This is a genomic window from Stenotrophomonas sp. YJH_SMC_21, assembly GCF_059369555.1.
The window spans coordinates 367,992-386,937 of the sequence record NZ_JCAFSU010000001.1 but is presented as its reverse complement, the minus strand read 5'-3'; the positions used below and the strand labels follow the sequence as shown (position 1 = coordinate 386,937).

The 18,946-nt window shown below is 68.0% G+C and carries 17 protein-coding genes; 6 read left to right on the top strand and 11 right to left on the bottom strand.

The window, feature by feature from the left end:
- Positions 1-47: 47 nt before the first annotated feature.
- From AC5P67_RS01725 to AC5P67_RS01685, 9 genes are all read right to left on the bottom strand, one after another.
- Entirely contained in the window at positions 48-794 is a 747-nt protein-coding gene (locus tag AC5P67_RS01725) for a hypothetical protein (protein ID WP_099527343.1), read from the bottom strand.
- A 22-nt stretch (positions 795-816) separates the two neighbouring features.
- A complete protein-coding gene (locus AC5P67_RS01720; protein ID WP_099527342.1) occupies positions 817-1,506 on the bottom strand; it encodes a DUF4124 domain-containing protein in 690 nt (229 codons plus the stop codon).
- 43 nt (positions 1,507-1,549) lie between these two features.
- Positions 1,550-2,140, bottom strand: a complete 591-nt coding sequence (gene tsaC / locus AC5P67_RS01715) for an L-threonylcarbamoyladenylate synthase type 1 TsaC (RefSeq protein ID WP_005411199.1) — start codon at positions 2,138-2,140, stop codon at positions 1,550-1,552.
- 129 nt (positions 2,141-2,269) lie between these two features.
- Positions 2,270-4,762, bottom strand: coding sequence for a DNA topoisomerase I (locus tag AC5P67_RS01710; protein WP_154329621.1), 2,493 nt, complete (start codon positions 4,760-4,762; stop codon positions 2,270-2,272).
- Between the two features lie 193 nt (positions 4,763-4,955).
- The gene (locus AC5P67_RS01705; RefSeq protein WP_012481369.1) at positions 4,956-5,888 is read right to left on the bottom strand and encodes an RDD family protein; all 933 of its coding nucleotides are present in this window, start codon (positions 5,886-5,888) and stop codon (positions 4,956-4,958) included.
- A gap of 49 nt (positions 5,889-5,937) precedes the next feature.
- A complete protein-coding gene (locus AC5P67_RS01700) occupies positions 5,938-6,690 on the bottom strand; it encodes a pilin (RefSeq protein WP_476470820.1) in 753 nt (250 codons plus the stop codon).
- Positions 6,691-6,729: 39 nt separating this feature from the next.
- Positions 6,730-7,203, bottom strand: a complete 474-nt coding sequence (locus AC5P67_RS01695; protein WP_005411195.1) for a DUF494 family protein — start codon at positions 7,201-7,203, stop codon at positions 6,730-6,732.
- Between the two features lie 43 nt (positions 7,204-7,246).
- Positions 7,247-8,374: a DNA-processing protein DprA gene (gene dprA / locus AC5P67_RS01690; protein WP_049419090.1), complete on the bottom strand. Its 1,128-nt coding sequence runs from the start codon at positions 8,372-8,374 to the stop codon at positions 7,247-7,249.
- Between the two features lie 167 nt (positions 8,375-8,541).
- The gene (locus AC5P67_RS01685; RefSeq protein WP_164225333.1) at positions 8,542-9,675 is read right to left on the bottom strand and encodes a LysM peptidoglycan-binding domain-containing protein; all 1,134 of its coding nucleotides are present in this window, start codon (positions 9,673-9,675) and stop codon (positions 8,542-8,544) included.
- A 126-nt stretch (positions 9,676-9,801) separates the two neighbouring features.
- On the opposite strand from AC5P67_RS01685, the gene def reads away from it, so the two are divergent.
- From def to AC5P67_RS01660, 5 genes are all read left to right on the top strand, one after another.
- Positions 9,802-10,314 carry a peptide deformylase gene (gene def / locus AC5P67_RS01680; protein ID WP_005411192.1) on the top strand — a complete coding sequence of 171 codons (513 nt, stop codon included), beginning with the start codon at positions 9,802-9,804 and terminating at the stop codon, positions 10,312-10,314.
- Positions 10,315-10,434: 120 nt separating this feature from the next.
- Positions 10,435-11,358 (top strand): methionyl-tRNA formyltransferase, encoded by a 924-nt coding sequence (fmt, locus tag AC5P67_RS01675; RefSeq protein ID WP_024957899.1) that lies wholly within the window; start codon positions 10,435-10,437, stop codon positions 11,356-11,358.
- Positions 11,359-11,361: 3 nt separating this feature from the next.
- Positions 11,362-12,693, top strand: coding sequence for a 16S rRNA (cytosine(967)-C(5))-methyltransferase RsmB (gene rsmB / locus AC5P67_RS01670; protein WP_059035547.1), 1,332 nt, complete (start codon positions 11,362-11,364; stop codon positions 12,691-12,693).
- Positions 12,694-12,717: 24 nt separating this feature from the next.
- The gene (locus AC5P67_RS01665) at positions 12,718-14,439 is read left to right on the top strand and encodes an ArnT family glycosyltransferase (RefSeq protein ID WP_164225332.1); all 1,722 of its coding nucleotides are present in this window, start codon (positions 12,718-12,720) and stop codon (positions 14,437-14,439) included.
- A gap of 117 nt (positions 14,440-14,556) precedes the next feature.
- Positions 14,557-15,846: an O-antigen ligase family protein gene (locus AC5P67_RS01660; protein WP_005411188.1), complete on the top strand. Its 1,290-nt coding sequence runs from the start codon at positions 14,557-14,559 to the stop codon at positions 15,844-15,846.
- Here the strand turns inward: AC5P67_RS01660 and AC5P67_RS01655 are convergent.
- The gene (locus tag AC5P67_RS01655; protein ID WP_111118258.1) at positions 15,819-16,940 is read right to left on the bottom strand and encodes a glycosyltransferase family 4 protein; all 1,122 of its coding nucleotides are present in this window, start codon (positions 16,938-16,940) and stop codon (positions 15,819-15,821) included. The two genes, AC5P67_RS01660 and AC5P67_RS01655, sit on opposite strands and share 28 nt — an antisense overlap.
- 43 nt (positions 16,941-16,983) lie before the next feature.
- Complete coding sequence (locus AC5P67_RS01650) at positions 16,984-17,802, bottom strand: glycosyltransferase family 2 protein (RefSeq protein ID WP_111118257.1); 819 nt, start codon at positions 17,800-17,802, stop codon at positions 16,984-16,986.
- On the opposite strand from AC5P67_RS01650, the gene AC5P67_RS01645 reads away from it, so the two are divergent.
- A complete protein-coding gene (locus AC5P67_RS01645; protein ID WP_114618269.1) occupies positions 17,801-18,859 on the top strand; it encodes a CDP-glycerol glycerophosphotransferase family protein in 1,059 nt (352 codons plus the stop codon). The two genes, AC5P67_RS01650 and AC5P67_RS01645, sit on opposite strands and share 2 nt — an antisense overlap.
- Positions 18,860-18,946 lie beyond the last annotated feature (87 nt).

Genomic DNA, 18,946 nt, shown 5'->3' with positions numbered 1-18,946 from the left:
CAGATGATTGCAGTTGCCGGCCAGCGGCCGGCACTACCGGGTGGCGGTCACCCCGGTACCGGGCAGTTGCTGGCCTCCAACACCGCCTGCAGCCGCTCGCGTTCACCGCGCGCGGTATCGCGGTTTTCCGGTGCGGCGAAGCGTTCACGGCCGCGGGCATCGCGGAAGCGCTGCTGCCAGCTGCCGCATCGCTGTGCTTCGGGAAGTTCCTCGCAGCGGTCGCGTACGACTTCGCAGCCGGCCGCGTTCATCGGCGTGACCCCGCCCAGGCCCTGCACCGTCATCGGTTCGCAGCGACCAGGTGATGCTTCGTACTCGTGCAGATAACCACCGCCCTGTCCGTTGGTGCACTGGAAGATCGGGGGAAGCGGCGGCTTTGGTGGACCGTTGCCTGCTTCGGCACGGGCATCGGCATCACGGCGCAGGGTCGCACTGTCGAGAATCTGGTTGGCACCTTCGCGTTCAACCATTCCCGCTTCCATGATGGTGCGTCCTTCGTCCGCGCGTCGTGGTTTCGCTGGGGCCGCAGGGGCAACGGCCGGTCCGGCCGGCACCGGCGCGGGTGTTTCGACGGGGGCGGGTGCAGGTTCCGCAGCCACAGGTGCAGCGGCAGCCGGCTGCGGGTTGGCCGGGCCGGGCACGCGCAGCACCTGCTGCCTGCTGCCGGTGGGGCACGGCGTGCGCTGCAGGGTAGGGACGTCACTACTGCTGGAGGTACAGCGGTAGATCACGCCCTCTTCGGCCAACGCGCTTCCGGGCAGCAGCGCCAGAAGCAACCAGATCAGTCTGTTCATGCTCACAGCGTACAGGCTGCGCTCAACGCTGGCAGTCGCGTGACAGGCGCGCGTCGATGCCACGCTGTTCGTTGTTGATGGCGGTGCGCTCGCTCTGCAATGCGCTGTTGTAGCGACGGTCCAGTTCCCAGCGGCGGTCGCGCAGGCGCGCACAGACCTCCTGTGGCGGCAGCGCGTGGCAGCTGTCGCGCACCAGCACGCTGCCGGCCGGGACCTGCACGCCTACGCCGACGGCGGGCGGCCGGTAACCGGGACCCTCGCCGACGGGCGGACCGATCGGTGTGCCGATGGCCGTGCGCGGACCCGGGTACGATGGGCCCCGATGCCCGTGTGGCAGCCAGACGCTGGTCCACAACGGCACCCAACGCGGATTGCCCTCGTTGCTGTCGCTGGTATAGCGCTGGCCATCGTCGCGCACGCATTCGTAAAGCGGCTGGGGCGGCTGGATGTAGACGTGGCGGACCTCGCGGTCACGCATCACCGGAGATTCGTCCGGCGGTGCGGGCGGCGCATCGCTGCGCACCACCCGCGGCGCTGGATCGCGCGGGCGCTGCAGGTCGCGGACTTCCTGGCGGCCGCTGTTGCAGGGCCTGTCCTGCAGGGCCACGGCGCCGTTGCTGGCGACGCAGCGGTAGACCCGCACATCCTCGGCCGCCGGTGCCGTCGATGGCAGCAGCAGGCACAGGCCCAAAGCGGTGCGCAGCAGGTTCATGACGGCAGGGTGCGCGATTGTCCGGGGCAGCGCAATCGGCCGCTCAGGAGCGCAGCACGTTGCCGCTGAGCGCGTCGCGGATCGGGGTGGGCTGGGCCAGGCCGCCGGTTTCGCCATCCAGGATGCCATCAAGCAGGCGCAGCAGGCGTGGATCCAGTTCTTCGCGGCGGCGCGCCGGTGGTTCGCCGGCCAGGTTGGCGCTGGTGGAGACCAGCGGGCCTCCCCAAGCACGGCAGAGTTCGGCCACCAGCGGGTGGGCGCTGATGCGCACGGCGATGCCGCTGTGCTCCCCGGTGACCCACGGCTGGGCACGGGGTCCGGCCGGCAGGATCCAGGTGTTGGCGCCGGGCCAGCTGGCCAGCACCGCGCGCTGGCGTGCGTCCGGCAGGGCCTGCAGGCGCACCCAGCCTTCCAGCTGCGCCAGATCGGCCGCGACCAGAATCATGCCTTTTTCGATCGGGCGTTGTTTCAGTCGCAGCACCATGTGCACCGCCGCCTCGTGCGAAGGGTCACAGCCCAGGCCCCAGACCGCTTCGGTCGGGTAGGCGATCACGCCGCCCGCGCGGAGCGTGGCGACAGCAGAGTCCAGGGTGAGTTCTTTCATGGCGGCGACCGGCCCGGCGTGGGCCTTCATTATCCCCCTGCTGCGTGCAGAAGGGGTGGACCCTGGCACCCGGTAGTGCCGGCCGCTGGCCGGCATCTGATGCTTCTGGGGTTGCCGGCCAGCGGCCGGCACTACCCCTCATCCACCTATGGCGTGGAGTTACTTCGCGGCCTTCTTGACGGCCTTCTTCGCGGGGGCCTTCTTCGCGGCGGCTTTCTTTACTGCTTTCTTTGCAGCGGCCTTCTTGGCAGGCGCTTTCTTTGCAGCGGCCTTCTTCGGCGCGGCTTCCTTCTTCACTGCCGCCTTCTTGGCCGGGGCTTTCTTCGCGGCGGCCTTCTTGGCACCGAAGCCCTTGCGCACCGGCTTGCCGGTTTCTTCCATCAACTGCTGCACTTCAGCCAGGGTCAGCGACGCCGGTTCGCGATCCTTGGGGATCTTGCCGTTCATCCTGCCGTCGCTGATGTACGGGCCGAAGCGGCCGTTCAACACCTGGATGTCGCTGCCCTCGAACTCCTTGATGATCCGGTTGCGCGCGATCTCTTCCTTCTCTTCGATCAGGAACACGGCGCGCGCCAGGTCGATGGTGTACGGGTCGTCCTCCTTCTTCAGCGAGGCATAGGTGCTGCCGCGCTTGGCGAACGGGCCGAAGCGGCCGATGCCGACGCTGACCGGCTCGCCGTTGTCCTCGCCCAGTGCGCGCGGCATCAGGAACAGTTCCAGCGCGTCTTCCAGGGAAATGGTGTGCATCGACTGGCCGGGGCGCAGCGAAGCGAACTTCGGCTTCTCCTCGGCATCTTCGGCGGTGCTGCCGATGGCGGCATAGGGCCCGAAACGGCCCAACCGCACGCTGACCGGCTTGCCGGTCTTGGGGTCGGTGCCGAGCTCGCGCGCGCCACTGGCCTCGGCGCGGTCGACCGATTCCTTCTTGTCTTCGACCAGTTCCTTGAACGGTTCCCAGAAGCGCGACATCAGCGGGATCCAGTCTTCTTCGCCACGCGAGACGGCATCGAGCTCGTCTTCAAGCTTGGCGGTGAAGTCGTAATCCACGTACTGGGTGAAGTGGCTGGACAGGAACTTGGACACCGCGCGGCCCACATCGGACGGGCGGAAGCTGCGGCCTTCCATTTCCACGTACTTGCGGAACAACAGGGTCTGGATGATCGAGGCGTAGGTCGAGGGACGGCCGATGCCGTACTCTTCCAGCGCCTTCACCAGCGCCGCTTCGGTGTAGCGCGGTGGCGGCTGGGTGAAATGCTGTTCGGCCTGGATGCGTTCCAGCGGTACGCGGTCGCCGGGCTTCATCGCCGGCAGCTTGCGGCCTTCGTCCTCGTCCTCGGCACTCTTGTTGTCCTTGCCTTCCTCGTACACGGCCAGGAAGCCGGGCACGACCACGGTGGTGCCGCTGGCGCGGAACACGTGTTCGCTGCCGGCCGACAGGTCGACGCTGACCGTGTTGAGCGTGGCCGGAATCATCTGGCAGGCCACTGCACGCTTCCAGATCAGTTCGTACAGGCGGCGCTCGTCGTCGGTGAGGAAGCGGGCGACCTGGGCCGGGGTGCGCAGGGCCGAGGTCGGGCGCACCGCTTCGTGCGCCTCCTGGGCGTTCTTCGACTTGGTCTGGTAGGTGTTGGGCTGGTCGGGCAGCGAGGCGATGCCGTAGTCACGGGCGATCACGTCGCGGATCTCGGCCAGCGCATCCTGCGACAGGTTCACCGAGTCGGTACGCATGTACGAGATCAGGCCGACGGTGCCTTCGTCACCAATCGCCACGCCTTCATACAGCTTCTGCGCCACCTGCATGGTCTTGCGGGTGGTGAAGCCGAGCTTGCGCGAGGCTTCCTGCTGCAGGGTGGAGGTGGTGAACGGCGGCGCCGGGCGGCGCTTGCGCTCCTTGCTGGCCACGTCGGTGACGTGCAGCGTGCCCTGCGCGGCCTGCTGGATGCGCATCCGCGCCGCTTCAGCGGTGTCGCCATCGGTGATGGTGAACTGCTCGAACTTCTGCCCGTCCAGCTTGATCAGCTTGGCGTTGAAGTGCTGCGACGGGTGCGCGCACTCGGCGGCGATCGACCAGTACTCGCGGGCGATGAAGGCTTCGATCTCTTCCTCGCGCTCGACGATCATGCGCAGCGCCGGGCTCTGCACGCGGCCGGCGGACAGGCCGCGCTGGACCTTGCGCCACAGCACCGGCGACAGGTTGAAACCGACCAGGTAATCCAGCGCGCGGCGCGCCTGCTGGGCATCGACCAGGTCGCTGGCGATCGCGCGCGGCTGGCTGATGGCTTCCTTGATGGCGCGCGGGGTGATCTCGGTGAACACCACGCGCTGCATGGGCTTGTCCTTGACCAGCCCGCGTTCCTTCAGGATCTCGGCGATATGCCAGCTGATCGCTTCACCCTCGCGATCCGGGTCGGTCGCCAGCAGGATGTCGTCGGCGCCCTTGGCGGCCTTGGCGATCGCATCGACGTGCTTCTCGTTCTTGTCGATCACGTCGTAGTGCATGGCGAACCCGTTGTCTGGGTCGACCGCGCCTTCCTTCGGAATCAGGTCACGCACATGCCCATACGAGGCCAGGACGGTGTAGTCCTTGCCGAGGTATTTGTTGATCGTCTTGGCCTTGGCCGGCGATTCGACGATGAGCAGGTGCTTGGGCATGGCAGCAGGGTCTGTGGGGCGAACCGTGGGGAAGGGGCCGCTAGGGTGGAGCAAATGGCCGCATTAGTGAAGCGGCCACGCGCAAATCCATAAACTGAACGCCCGGTAATGTGCCGGGCGTTCAGGTTTCACCTTATTAGAGGAATCACGCCCGGCCAGCCCGTGTCAAGCAGCCAGCCGTGAGGATGGCCGTTCAGGAGGCCATCTTGGCGATGAAGCCGACCGCGAACACCAGCAGCGCCAGGCCCACCAGCGACAGTACCGCGGTCAACACCAGTACCAGCACGGTGACGGTGCCCAGCTCGCGGCGCTGCAGGTGGGGCTGGTCGGTATAGGCCCAGCGGTCGACCACCAGAGTGTCGCAGATCATGTCGTGCAGGCCCTGCTTGCGTTCGGTGAAGGCCGCCATCAGGAAGCCGATGCCGAGGGTGAAGCTGCTCAGCAGCATGGCCCAGTAACGACCGAACGCGCGGGCCTTGGTCAGGCGCTCGCCGTTGCCGCGGACGACCTTGATGCCGACCGCCATCTTGCCCAGCGTGGCGCCGCCCTTCGAGGCATGGAACCAGGTGTAGTACGCCATGCCGATGCAGAGGTTGATCAGGGCACTGGCCAGCTGGGCCACGATCTCGATGGCCGATTCGCCACTGCCCACCGCGCCCATGCTGGCGCCCAGGATCGCACCGAGGATGGCCCCGATGATGCTGCCGGGGATGACCAGCACGAAGTAGTCGATCATGTAGGCCGCCACGCGCTTCCAGAAGCCTGCGTAGACCACTTCACCGCCAACCACAGGCTGTGCGTGGCCACCGCTGCCGACGGCGGCTGGAGCGCTGTATGGCGAGCTGCTGAGCGCGCCGGTGCCGGGCAGCGGTGCGGTGCCGCTGTCGATGGCGGCATAGTCGCTGCGCAGGTCGAACCCGCCGCTGCTGGTGGCAGTGGTGGCATCGGCCAGCGTCTGCAGGCCGAGCTCGTCGACCACCTGGCGCAGTGCAGCCCACTGGGCCATGCCCTCGCGCCAGACCAGGGTGTCCAGGTTCAACTGGCCGCGCTGGAAGCGCTGGCGGATCTCCTGGACCGGCAGCGGGCCCTGGCGTTGCTGTCCTTCGGCGTAGTACCACTCAGTCATTGCATGTTCCCTGTTGAATCATCCTTGGAGGTGCTGGCGTGCGCGTGGCTCAGCCGCGGCACGTCGGCGGCAGGTACTTGTCGTTGCTTTCGCCACTGCATTCCCAGCGGCCGCTGTCGCGATCGTATTCCAGCCACAGCAGGTCGCCGTCGATGCCCTTGCCTGGTACCGCCAGCGTTGCTTCGATGCCGCAGTGACCGTTGTTGAAGCGGCCGATGTTCACCGCCGACAGGCCCGCGTTGGCGAAGTCGCCCGGGGCCGGGAAGCCGGCGTCATTGGCACCCGGGCAGCGGCCTTCGTCATCGGCGAAATGCTGCACCTGGTCCTTCAGCGGCTGCAGCGCGGCCACGGCGCCGGCGACTTTGCTGCGCACGGTGTAGTCGTTGTAGGCCGGCAGCGCGATGGCGGCCAGGATGGCCACGATCGGGACCAGTACCAGCAACAGGGCACCACCGATGATGGCGGTCAGCGCACAGCCGGACAGCTTCTTTTTCGGTGCAGGCAGGACGGTGGCCGATGCACTGGCGGCGTAGGGCGTGGACGCCGGCAGTACCGGCGGCTGCGGCGGAGGCGGTGCGACGGGTTCCGGTTCGGGTTCGACCGGCGGTACGGCGGCGTCCAGCGCCGGCACGATCAGGCCGAGTTCGTCCACGACGGTGCGCAACGGCTGCCATTGCGGCAGTCCGTCGCGCCAGACCAGGGTGTCCAGGGTGATCTGGTTGTTTCGGAACAGCTCGACCAACTGTTCCGCCGGCAGCGGACCTTGCTGCCGGTTGCCTTCTGCATGGAACCACTCGCTCACGGGGACGCTCCTGAATGCGCTATGCCCCCAAGTGTACGGTCAGTGCAGGGGTTCTGGCTCGTCCATGAACATCTGCGTCTCCATCCAGGCATAGGCCGCTTCGGAGCCAGGCTGGTTGAACAGCACCATCAGTACGACCCATTTCAGGTCGTCCAGGTCCAGTTCGTCCTGGTCCAGAGCCATCGCCCGGTCCAGCACCAGTTCGCGCTGGTCGGCGTCGAGGATGCCGTGCTGTTCCAGGTACAGCAGGAAGCCGCGGCATTCCACGTCCAGCTTGTCCAGCTCGGGGCCGTGGTAGACGCGCACGGGGCCGTCGACCCGTGCTTGGGCCACGCTCGGCCGCTGCGCGGCCAGGGCGTCGAGCCAGTCGAACGCCTTGTTGATCTCGGTTGGGCTGAAACCGGCCTGGATCAGGCCGTTCTGGAGCGAATCGCGGTCACGGATCAGGTCCGCGTCTTCGCTGAAATAGTGTTCAAACAGGTACAGCAGTACGTCCAGGATGCTCTCTTTCATTGCCCCTCGGCCTGCGTCGCGCGACGCTGTGGAGGTGAAGAAACTAGGGAGTTCGACAGTAGCGGCCGTGTACGCACACCACGATTCCCGCCAGTTCCATGGCCAGCAGCATGGAGGACACCTGGGGCGCCGTCAATCCACAGCGCGTGATCAGTGAATCCATACTGCTTGGGTTGTGGTCCAGGGCCCGCCACAAGCACTGGTAGTCAGGGTCGTCGGCCCAGCGCGCCGGCAGGAGTACCGGCGGTGCCTGTTCAGTGGGGGTGGCCAACCGTGATTGCAAGCCCGGCAGCTGCTGGCGAAGGGCGGGGGCCAGCAGCTCAAGGACTTCCTCCGGGCGCTCGACCAGTGCGGCACCCTCGCGGATCAGCCGATGGCAGCCCGCCGCGCGTGGATTGAGCACCGAGCCGGGCAGGGCGCAGACCTCGCGGCCGGCCTCGGCGGCCAGGCGTGCGGTGATCAGGGCACCCGAGCGCTGGGCGGCCTCGACCACCACCGTTGCCAGTGCCAGCCCGGCCACCAGCCGGTTGCGCGCGGGGAAGTGGCCCGGGCGTGCCGGTGTGCCGGGCAGGTACTCGCTGAGCACCGCGCCCTCGGCGGCGATCCGCCCCTGCAACCGTTGGTGGCTGTCCGGATAGGCCCGATCAGGGCCGGTTCCGATCACCGCCACGGTGCAGCCGCCTGCCTCCAGTGTGGCCAGGTGGGCGGCCGCGTCGATGCCGGCCGCCAGGCCACTGGTTACGGCCAGTCCGGCCTCGACGAAGCAGCCGGCAAAGCGCGCGGCCAGCGCGCGTCCTCCCGGGGTTGGCGAGCGGCTGCCGACCAGCGCCACCGAGGGGCGCCAGGCCAGGCTCGGATCGCCCGCCACGAACAGCGCCAATGGCGGGTTCGGGACGTCCAGCAGGGGCGGCGGAAAGGCCGCATCGGCGAAGGACAGCAGATGGTGGTCGTCGTCTTCCAGCCAGTGCCGCGCCACGGTCCAGGCGCGGGCGTCGGGGTGTTCCAGTGCAGCGCACTGCTCTGGCGTGCAACCGTGCGCGCGCCAGTTCGCGGCGCCCTGCGCGATCGCGGCCTCCGCGCTGCCCGCGGCCCGCAGCAGGGTCCGCCGTGGCGCCAGCGCGCCGCCTGCCATCACCAGGCGCAGCAGCGCCTCATCAGCTTGCTTGGTCATTCCCCCACTATCGAGCGCATGCAACAAAGGCGCCCTAGGGCGCCTTCGCATGTGGTTGTCAGGTTTTGCCGGAGACCGCCCCTGTAGAGTCGACTGTCAGTCGACTACCGCGCGCAGCGCGGGCGCTTTCGGGGGGGCGGTGAAGAGCAGTCGACCAACAGTCGACTCTACCGCGCATCCGGGTGCAGGGCGTTGTACCCCACGCGCACCTGCTTCACGCCCTGCATCACCAGCGCGTAGCTGACATTGTCGAAGGTGCGGAACACCATGGCATGCGCCGCGTACTCGTCCGGCAGCGAGACCCGGCCGGCGCCGGTGCTGAGCGAATCGTCCGTGCGCGACGAGTTCGGGTACTTCATGCGGTGCGCCACATGGCGGCCCGGGCGCCACAGCGAGAACACGGTTCCATTGTCCACGCCCTGCGTGCGACCAGCCGAGATCGCGATCACGTCGCGGGGGCCGCCGGCGGTGAACATGTCGGTGACGGCCAGCACGCGTACGTCGACGCCCTCGACGCCTGCGGCGGGGACATGGGGCACGAACTGCAGGTCGTACGGCCTGGCCTCGATCGGCACCAGGCGGTCGCCGGCACGCACCTCACGGCCGCCTTCGTTCTTGTCCAGCACCAGGGTGGACGCCTCGACCTTGCCTCCGGCGACATGGGTGATGGTGCCGGTGGCGACCTGGGCCAGCTCATAGCCGAGCACGCCGCGGCGGTGGTTGGGTGCGCTGTAGGCGCGCCACAGGTTGCCGCTGCCCGGGGTGACGTCGCCGTTGGCGGTCAGGTCCTCGGTCGGCTTGGGCTGGGCGTAGCGCACGGTCGGGCGAACAACCGCCCAGCGCTGGCCCACCTGGGCGTCGGCCAGGCGCACATAGACGGCGTGGCCGCTGGTGGCGCGCAGGCGTTCCTCTTCCAGGCCGGCCACGTAGGGCAGCTGCTCGATGCTGTCGACTACGCTCAGCTGCTTCAGGAACGGCTCGACCTGGGCCAGCGGAATGGCGTCGATCGGGGCCTCCTGGCGCGGGCCGGGCCGGGCCGCCACGGTCACCCGGTCCAGGTAGGCCAGGCTCAGGACGTCACCGGGATAGATCAGGTGCGGATTGGCGATCTGCGGATTGGCCTGCCAGATCTCCGGCCACAGCCACGGCTTCTGCAGGAAACGTGCGGCGATATCCCACAACGTATCCCCTTTTCGGACCACATAGGTGTCCGGGTGCCCGCCATTCACTTCCACGGCGGTAGCATAGGCAGCCACGGTCAGCATCGCCGCGGCGACGACCGTACGAAAACGAAGCAACATAGGTGTGAAGCCCTGATTCCCCAACAGGTCCGCGCACTATAGTCCAGAAACCGGGGCGCAAGGCAAGCGTTGGAGCTAGAATCTGCGACGTATGCCGGCGTGCCGGCCCCCTATCCGGAAACAGCCATGGCCCTTCTCCCCATTCTCGAGTTCCCCGATCCGCGCCTGCGTACCAAGGCCGCGTTGATCGAAGCTGCCGAAGTCACCACGCCGGCCTTCCAGGAACTGATCGACAACATGTTCCTGACCATGTACGACGCCCCGGGCATCGGCCTTGCCGCCACCCAGGTGGACGTGCACAAGCGCTTCATGGTCATCGACGTCAGCGAAGAAAAGAATGAACCGCATGTGTTCATCAATCCGGAAATCGTCGCCAAGGACGGGGGCCGGGTGTACCAGGAGGGCTGCCTGTCGGTTCCGGGCATCTTCGCCGACGTGACCCGTGCCGACACCATCACCGTCAAGTACCTGGATCGCAACGGCCAGGAACAGCAGATGGAGGCTGGTGACGTGCTGGCCACCTGCATCCAGCACGAGATGGATCACCTGGACGGCAAGCTGTTCATCGACTATCTGTCGCCGCTCAAGCGCGAGATGGTGCGCAAGAAGCTGGCCAAGCAGCGCAAGCACGTGGCGTGATCGCCAATCCGGGCCACCCTTCGGGTGGCCCGTGCCTGCGCGGCTCGCGCGGGCTCTACGGCGCCGGCCGACGGCGCCGTTTTCTTTCCTGCACGAATCCATCCTGCAAGTGGGGTAGCCATGAGGATTGTCTTTGCCGGTACGCCGGAGTTCGCGGTGTCGTCGCTGCGCGCGGCTGCGCGCCACCATGAGGTCGTGGCCGTCTATACCCAGCCTGATCGCCCGGCCGGCCGAGGCCGTGGCCTGGCGCCTTCGCCGGTCAAGCTCGAAGCCGTGGCCCGTGGCATTCCGGTCTACCAGCCGGAGTCGCTGAAGGACGCGGCTGCCCAGCAGCAGTTGCGCGACCTGCAGCCGGACCTGATGGTGGTGGTGGCCTATGGCCTGATCCTGCCCAAGGCGGTACTGGCCATCCCGACCCATGGCTGCTGGAACGTGCATGCCTCGCTGCTGCCGCGCTGGCGCGGCGCTGCGCCGATCCAGCGTGCGATCCAGGCTGGTGACGCGAAGACCGGGGTGTGCCTGATGCAGATGGAGGCTGGCCTGGATACCGGCCCGGTGCTGCTGCACCAGGAGCTGCCGATCGCCGCCACCGATACCGGCGGCCAGCTGCACGACAAGCTGGCCGAGCTTGGTGCCCAGGTGTTGTCTGATGGCCTGGGCCTGCTGCGCGCGGGCATCAAGCCGATCGCGCGACCGCAGCCGGAACAGGGCGTGACGTACGCGCACAAGCTGGACAAGGCCGAAGCCAGGCTGGACTGGGCGCAGGACGCCGACGCGCTGGCGCGTACCGTGCGCGCGTTCAATCCGTGGCCGATCGCCGAGGCAACGCTGGCTGGCGAACGCGTGCGCATCCATGGTGCGGTGGCACTGGAGGCAGACCACGGCCAGGCGCCGGGCACCGTGCTGGCCGCCGGCCGCGACGGCATCGACATTGCCTGTGGCCAGGGCGCGCTGCGCCTGCGCGTGCTGCAGCGTGAAGGCGGCAAGGCGATCACCGCTGCCGATTACCTCAACGCTCGCCGCGACCTGCGCGTGGGGGCATAAGCGGTGTCCAAGCAGAACGATTTCTCCGTCGCCAAGGCGGCACCGGGCGCGGCCACGCGCATGCTGGCCGCACGCGTGCTGGCACAGGTGTTCACCCGTGGCCGTTCGCTGAAGGCCGAACTGGCCTGGGCGCTGCCGAAGCTGGCCGACAGCCGCGACCGCGCGCTGCTGGAAGCCCTGTGTTTCGCTGTGCTGCGCCGTCGCAGCACCTATGACGCGGCCTTGCAGGCCTGGATGCAGAAGCCGCTGTCGGCGCGCGATGCCGACCTGCGCACGCTGCTGATGGTCGGTTTCGCCCAGCTGGACGTGCTCGAACTGCCTGCGCACGCAGCGCTTTCGGCTACGGTCGATGCGGCGCGCGCGCTGGGCCGTGAGCGCCAGGCAGGCCTGGTCAACGCGATCCTGCGCCGCGCCCAGCGCGAGGGGTTCCCCGAACAGCCTGCGCGCGACGCCTTCCCGGAATGGTTGGCTGATGCGATCGAGCGCGACTGGCCGGCGCAGGCCGAAGCGATCTTCAGCGCCAGCCTGCAACCCGCGCCCTTGTGGCTGCGTGCCAACCGCCAGCATGGCGGTCGCGACAAGGCCCTGGCGACGCTGGCCGAGGCCGGCATTGCCGCTGAAGCCACTGCACTGTGCGCCGATGCGTTGCGCCTGGCGACCCCCGTTGCCGTGAACCAGCTGCCGGGCTTCGGCGATGGTGCACTGTCGGTGCAGGACCTGTCGGCGCAATGCGCGGCCGATGCGCTGGCACCCGCGACCGGTGCCCGCGTGCTGGATGCCTGCGCGGCACCCGGCGGCAAATCGGCGCATCTGCTGGAGCGTGACCCGAGCCTGCGCCTGCTGGCGCTGGATATCGACGCGCGCCGTCTGGCCCGGGCACGTGACACTTACACCCGCACCGGTGTGGGCGAGCATGCGCAGACCCTGGTCGCCGATGCCAGCGATCCCGGTTCGTGGTGGGACGGCGTGCCGTTCGACGCGATCCTGCTGGATGCGCCATGTTCGGCCACGGGCGTGATCCGCCGCCAGCCGGATGTGATGTTCCACCGTCGCGCCGAGGACGTCGATGCACTGGTGGGCGTGCAGGCGCGCCTGCTGGAAGCCTGCTGGTCGATGCTGCGCCCGGGCGGGGTGCTGCTGTACGCCACCTGCTCGATCCTGCGCGCCGAGAACATCGATCAGGTGCGTGCGTTCCTGAAGTGGCATCCGGACGCGGTGGCGCAGCCGCTGGGCGATGCGTTCGGCGTGGATTGCGAAGGCGTGGCACGCCAGCGACTGCCTGGTGACAACGATGCTGACGGTTTCTTCTACGCGCGTCTGATAAAAGCAGCCTGACCCCCCGCTGCCGTTTCGAGTCCCATGCTGAAGACCCACGCGTCGCGCCAGACGTGGTTGTTCGTGGTGGTGGCCCTGCTGGTGCTGGGGGCCGGGCTCGGTCTCCGCGATCCGTGGCCCTCTGACGAACCACGCTTCGCGCTGGTGGCCAGGCAGATGGTCGACAGCGGTTACTGGTTGTTCCCGCATCGCGGTAACGAGCTGTATTCGGACAAGCCGCCGATGCTGATGTGGTGGCAGGCCTCGCTGTATGGCCTGGTTGGCCACTGGCGCGTGGCCTTCCTGCTGCCCTCGCTGCTGGCCGCATTGGGCACGCTGTGGTGCGTGGTCGATCTGGGGCGCCGGCTGTGGACGCGGCAGGTCGGGCTCTGCGCGGGGTGGGCACTGCTGTTCGCGCTGCAGTTCACCTTCCAGGCGAAAAAGGCGCAGATCGATCCGCTGCTGGTGCTGTTCATCACCCTGGCCAACTATGGCCTGCTGCGCCACCTGCTGCTGGGCCCGGCCTGGCGCTGGTGGTGGCTGGGCTGGTTCTTTGCCGGTATCGGGGTGATCACCAAGGGCGTGGGCATGCTGGCGCTGCTGATGATCGTGCCGGCGGCCATCGCTGCAGCCCTGCAGTGGCCCCGCGTTTCCCTGCACGCACACGATGGCCGCTTCTGGCTGGCACCGCTGGCCTTCCTGCTGGCCATATCGCTGTGGCTGGCGCCGATGCTGCTGGCCGCGCTGGGCACCGGATCGGACGAGTACCGCGGCTACATCAACGACATCCTGGTGCGGCAGACGGCCCGCCGCTACACGCAGTCCTGGGACCATCACCAGCCGTGGTGGTACTTCTTCGGTGTCATGCCAACGATGTGGATACCCGCGTTCCTGCTGCTGCCGTGGGCGCTTCCGGCGTGGCGGCGGCGCCTGCGCCGACGTGACCCTCGCTACCTGCTGCCGCTGGCCTGGTGGTTGCTGGTCGTGCTGTTCTTCTCGATTCCCCAGGGCAAGCGTGATGTCTACATCCTGCCGGCGCTGCCGATGTTCTGCCTGGCGCTGGCGCCGCTGCTGCCCGGGCTGCTGAAGCGGCGCGATGTGCAGCGCGTGCTGGGAGGGTTTGCCGCGTTGCTGGCACTGGGATTGAGCCTGGTCGGGGCGCTCGCGTTGCTGGGTGATCCGCGCTTCGAGGTGAACCTTGCCCATGGACGCGGATTGCCGCCGGGCGCGACCGATGCATTGGCGTGGACGATCCTGGCGATGGGGCTCTGGGGTGGCTTGAGCCTGGTGGTGACCGGCTGGCGTCGAAGCCACCTGGCGCTGCTATCGACCCTGGCCGTGGCCTGGGTGCTTTACGGCCTGTTCGGCTACCCGTTGCTGAATGATTCAAGCTCTGCGCGTGGTCTGATGCGTGACGTCGGCGCGCGTCTCGGGCCCGGCGCGGAACTGGGGCTGGTGGCCTGGAAGGAACAGAATCTGCTGATGGCGGACCGCCGCGCGGCGACCTTTGGATTCGAGAACCGCTGGCATGAACAGCTGCAGGCGGCCGTGCGCTGGCAGCGCTTGTCCCCCCGGCACCGCTGGTTGCTGGTGAATGACGATGCCATGCAGGAGTGCATTGATCGTTCGCAGGCGCAGATGGCCGGCATATCCAACCGCCGTCGCTGGTGGCTGGTTCCCGCCGGGGCGGTGTCCGGGGCCTGCGTGCCTGACCTGAAGGAGCTCGAGCGCGAGTACCGGCTGCAGGGGCCACCGGATGCGGACTGAACGAATGAGCGACGGACATGGCCAATCTGCGTCAACCAGCGGCCTGCTCTGTCCTAGAATGAGGGCCGCTCCCGGCACCGTGCCGGTCTATCGCCATCGACCTGCCGACCGCACCACGTGACTCCGCTTTCCTTGCCTACTTCCCGCACGACGGGCTTCCTGGCCGGCGCCTACGCCGTGGTGCTGGGGGCGTTGCCGACGCTGCTGATGATCACCATGGAGGGCGGCAGCGCGGGGTTCTACCTGGCGATCCTGCTGTCGATCGTCCTGCTGCTGGTGCCCTCGGCCGCTCCGCGCCTGCTGCCCGGTTCCGCCCGGCGCTATGCGTGGATGGGCATCGGCATGGGCGTGATGCTGGTCGGCGTGCTGATCAGCCTGGGCGTGCATGGCATCTGGAAGGGATCGGAGGTCGAAAAGGCCGCACGCCTGTTGTCGATGCTGCTGATCCTGTTCGCCGCGCTGCGGGTGCCGCGCAGGATCCTTGCGCGGGCGATGCTGGGCACCCTGCCTGCGGTGTGGTCGGCAGCAGCCATCATTGGCTGGTTGGCGCTGGAAACCGGCGTGCGGCCTGCCACCCAGCAGTTCAATGCGGTGACCTACGGCGACCTGACCCTGTTGTTCGGTGTGCTGAGCCTGATGTCGCTGGGCCTGCCGGTGACCCGTTTCACCCGCATCGAAGCCACGCTGAAGCTGCTGACCGGCATCCTTGGCCTGGTCGCATTCCTGTGGACGCAGACCCGCGGTGGCCTGCTGGCGATTCCCTGCTTCCTGCTGATCGGCCTGCTGGTGATGGGGCGCCGGCTTGGCCGGATGAAGATCCTGCTGGGCCTGGTACTCGCGGCCGGCGTCGGCATCGTCGCCACCCATGATGGTGCGTTGCGCGATCGCATCGATGCGGGCGTGAGCGAGTATGGCGATTGCAGTGCCGACCACCTGGCAGATACCTCGGTCTGCATCCGCCTTCAGTTGTGGACCGCGGCTGGCTACATGATCCGCGAGCAGCCGGTGTTCGGTGTCGGTGGTGGCGACCGCTTCCGCCAGGAGCTGGAACGACTTGCCGGACAGGGAAAGGTGTCGGCGATGGTCGCGCGTGATTTCGGCGAGACCCACAACGACCTGCTGTATTTCCTGGCCACCTACGGCGTGCTGGGGGGACTTGGCCTGGTGCTGGTGTACGTGGCCCCGGCGCTGGTGTTCGTGCCACGCCTGTGGCGTGGCGACGAACGGTCGCGGTTGCATGCCGCGGCAGGGTTGAGCATCTGCGTGGCATTCGCCGTCTTCGGGGTCACCGAAATGATGCTGCGTGACATGCGGACCGCCTCGTTCTATGCCGCCTGGGTTGCCCTGCTGCTGGCCCTGTCCGAGCCGCGCCGGTCAGATCAGGCTGAGGCCAGCACCGCTTCGTAGCTGGCCAGGGTCGCCCCGGCGAAGGTCTGCAGGCCGAACTCACGCTCTGCATGGCGGCGGGCGGCCATGCCCATCGCCGGCAGCGCCTGGCGTTGTTCATACATCGCCTGCACCTGTGCGGCGATGGCGGCCACGTTGCGGGTGGGCACGACCCAGCCGTCGACTCCCTGCTCGATGTTTTCCGGCAGCCCCGCGTAGTCGCTGACCAGCATCGGCCTGGCGCTGGCCATCATTTCGCGGCAGGCGAAGGAAATTGTCTCGATGTCGTTGGACAGCACGAAGCCGACGTCGCCGGCGGCGATCAGTGGGCGCGTATCGGCCAGCAGTCCGGTGAAGTGGACCTGCGTGGCGACATCGCCGAGGGCCTGCACCTGCGCGCGTTGCTGCGCGTTGGGCAGGTGACCTGCGACCGCCATGTGTACGTGCGGCCGGATCGCGTCGGGGAGCAGGGCAATGGCCTGCGCGAGGTCGATCCAGCCCTTGTAGTCATCGGTGCCGGCGTTGCTGACCAGCAGCAGCGCATCCGGGTCCTGCGTCCATTGCTGCCGCATTGCCTGGCCGGCGTCGGCCGGCAGCGGCGCGAAGCGGTCCAGGTCGACGCCGTTGCGGACCACATCGATCGGGCAGCGCCGGTACGGGCCCTGCTCCAGCAGGCGCCCGGTGTGTGCCGAAACCGCAATCACGCGGTCGGTGGCCCAGCGGGCCCTGAAGGCATTGCCAAGCGTACGGGTGGGCTTGCTGTTGTGCTTGGTCAGGATGATCGGCGGGCGGCGCATGCCGAGCAGTCCCTGCATCACGAAGCGGTGATCACGAGCACCGTTGACGTGGACCAGGTCGATGCCCTCGTCCCGCACCAGCCGGCGCAGCGCATGCTGTTCGGCCAGTTGTCGTGGCAAGGTCGGCAGGCCGCTGCCAAAGGCCATCGGCAGCGGGGTGGCGATTCCTTCCTCGGCCACCGTGCGCAGCAGGCGGCTGTCGGCGGGGGCTGCGACATGGAGCGTGTGCTGGCCATGCAGGGCGCGCGCCAGGGACACGATGTACGTGGTGTGGCCGCCACCGTCGCCATAGTGGAAGTTGGTGTACAGGATTTTCATGGGGGATCTTCAGGCAACGCGCGGCAAGTGTGACACAGCCGGCTCAGGGCCGTTCCGCAGGGGCTGGAGGATCGGCCACCGCCTGGCCGTTGCCCAGCATCCACAGCATGATGGTCTTCTGCCGTACGTAGTTGGCACGCACATAGGCATAGACCAGGCCGTGCCAGCCGTCGCGGAAGCCGCCGCGGAACAGGAAGCCACGCCAGAACCGCCAGGCCGGCGCCAGCACCAGCTTGCCCAGCGTGGCGCGCTTGCCACGCGCGAACTCGTGCTCGGCCATCATCCGCGCATACTTCTCGGTCTTGGCCAGCTGCTGCTGCAACGATCGATAGGGATAGTGGATGAGATCGCCGCGCAGGGTGCCGACGCTGCCATCGACGCTGGCCGCCTCGTGGATCTCGCGCTTGCCGCGCCAGCCGCCCTGGCGGCGGTCGAACAGGCGCATCACCCGGTCCGGGTAGGCATTGCCGTGGCGCAGGAACCTGCCAAAGTATTCGGACAGGCGGGCGAAGCGGTAGCCGGCGTGGCCGGCGAAGCCGCCGTCACGGGCCTTTTCGATGGCCGCACGCAGCTCGGGGCTGATGCGCTCGTCTGCATCCAAACACAGTACCCAGTCGTGGCTGGCCTGCTCGACGCAGAACGCCTTCTGGCTGCGGAAGCCCTCGAACCGACGCTGCAGCACGCGGGCACCGGCAGCCTCGGCGATGGCCACGGTCGCATCGGTGGACTGCGAGTCCACCACCACGATCTCATCGCAGAAGGCCAGCGAGGCCAGGCAGTCGCCGATGCGCCCGGCCTCGTTGAACGCGATAATGCACGCCGAGATGCGAGGCCGTTCGATGGGAGCGGTCGTGGAGGACATGATGGCCGGGTACCTGTTGTTTGCGACGGAGCGCTATGCGCTGCCTATTCTCGCCCCGTTGGCGCAGGCGTTGCACGCGTCCGGGCAGGAGGTTGCGGCCTGGTTCGAAGGCGGCGCGGCCGGCAGCAGCCTGCCGGGGGTGGCCAACGTCGGCCTGAAGCAGGCCCTGGCAATGCGCCCGCGGGCGGTGTTCAGCGCGGCCAACTGGGTGCCGACCTTCCTTTCGGGGGCCAAGGTGCAGCTGTTCCATGGCTTCAACGTGGAAAAGCGCGACAGCGCGCGCGGCCACTTCCGGGTGCGCGGCATGTTCGACCTGTACTGCACGCAGGGGCCGGCCACCACGACGCCGTTCCGCGAGATCGCGGCCCAGCAGGGCCACTTCGCGGTGGCCGAGACCGGCTGGCCGAAGCTGGACCCGCTGTTCCGCGATGACGGTGGCGAGAGCGCCGCACTGCGCGCGCCGGCCGGCGATCGCCCGGTGATGCTGTTTGGTTCCACCTTCACCGAGCGGCTGAGTGCGGCACCGCACCTGCATGCGCAGATCGCCGCCGATATCGCTGCCGGTGGGCGCTACTGGCTGCTGACCCTGCATCCCAAATGTCCGCCGGAACTGTTCGAGCGCTACCGCGCGCTGGCCGGTGCCAATGCCCGCTTCATCGAGCCGGAGCAGGTGATGGCCGCGCAGCGCGCCGCCGATGTGCTGGTGTCGGACACCTCGTCGATCGTTTCGGAGTTCATCGTCCAGCACAAGCCGGTGGTGACCTTCCGCAACCGCGTGCCGAAGCCGCACATGATTGATTTCGACGACCCGGCGCAGCTGCCGGCGATGCTGCAGCGCGCGCTGCAGCCAGACGCCGCGCTCCAGGCGGAAATCGTGCGTTACGCCGATGCCATCCATCCGTACCGCGACGGCCTGTCCAGCGAGCGGGTGATCGCGGCCACCGAGGATTTCCTGTCCGGTGAAATGGGTGCGCTGCGCCGCAAGCCTCTCGGCAGCTGGGTGCGCGATCTGCAGATCCGAAGGGACCTGGGCTATTGGGGCCCCTCGCAGCGATGATGCCTCGCTGACCCTGCTCGCGGTAATGCCGGCCGCTGGCCGGCAACCTGGGGGATGTGCAGTTGCCGGCCAGCGGCCGGCACTACC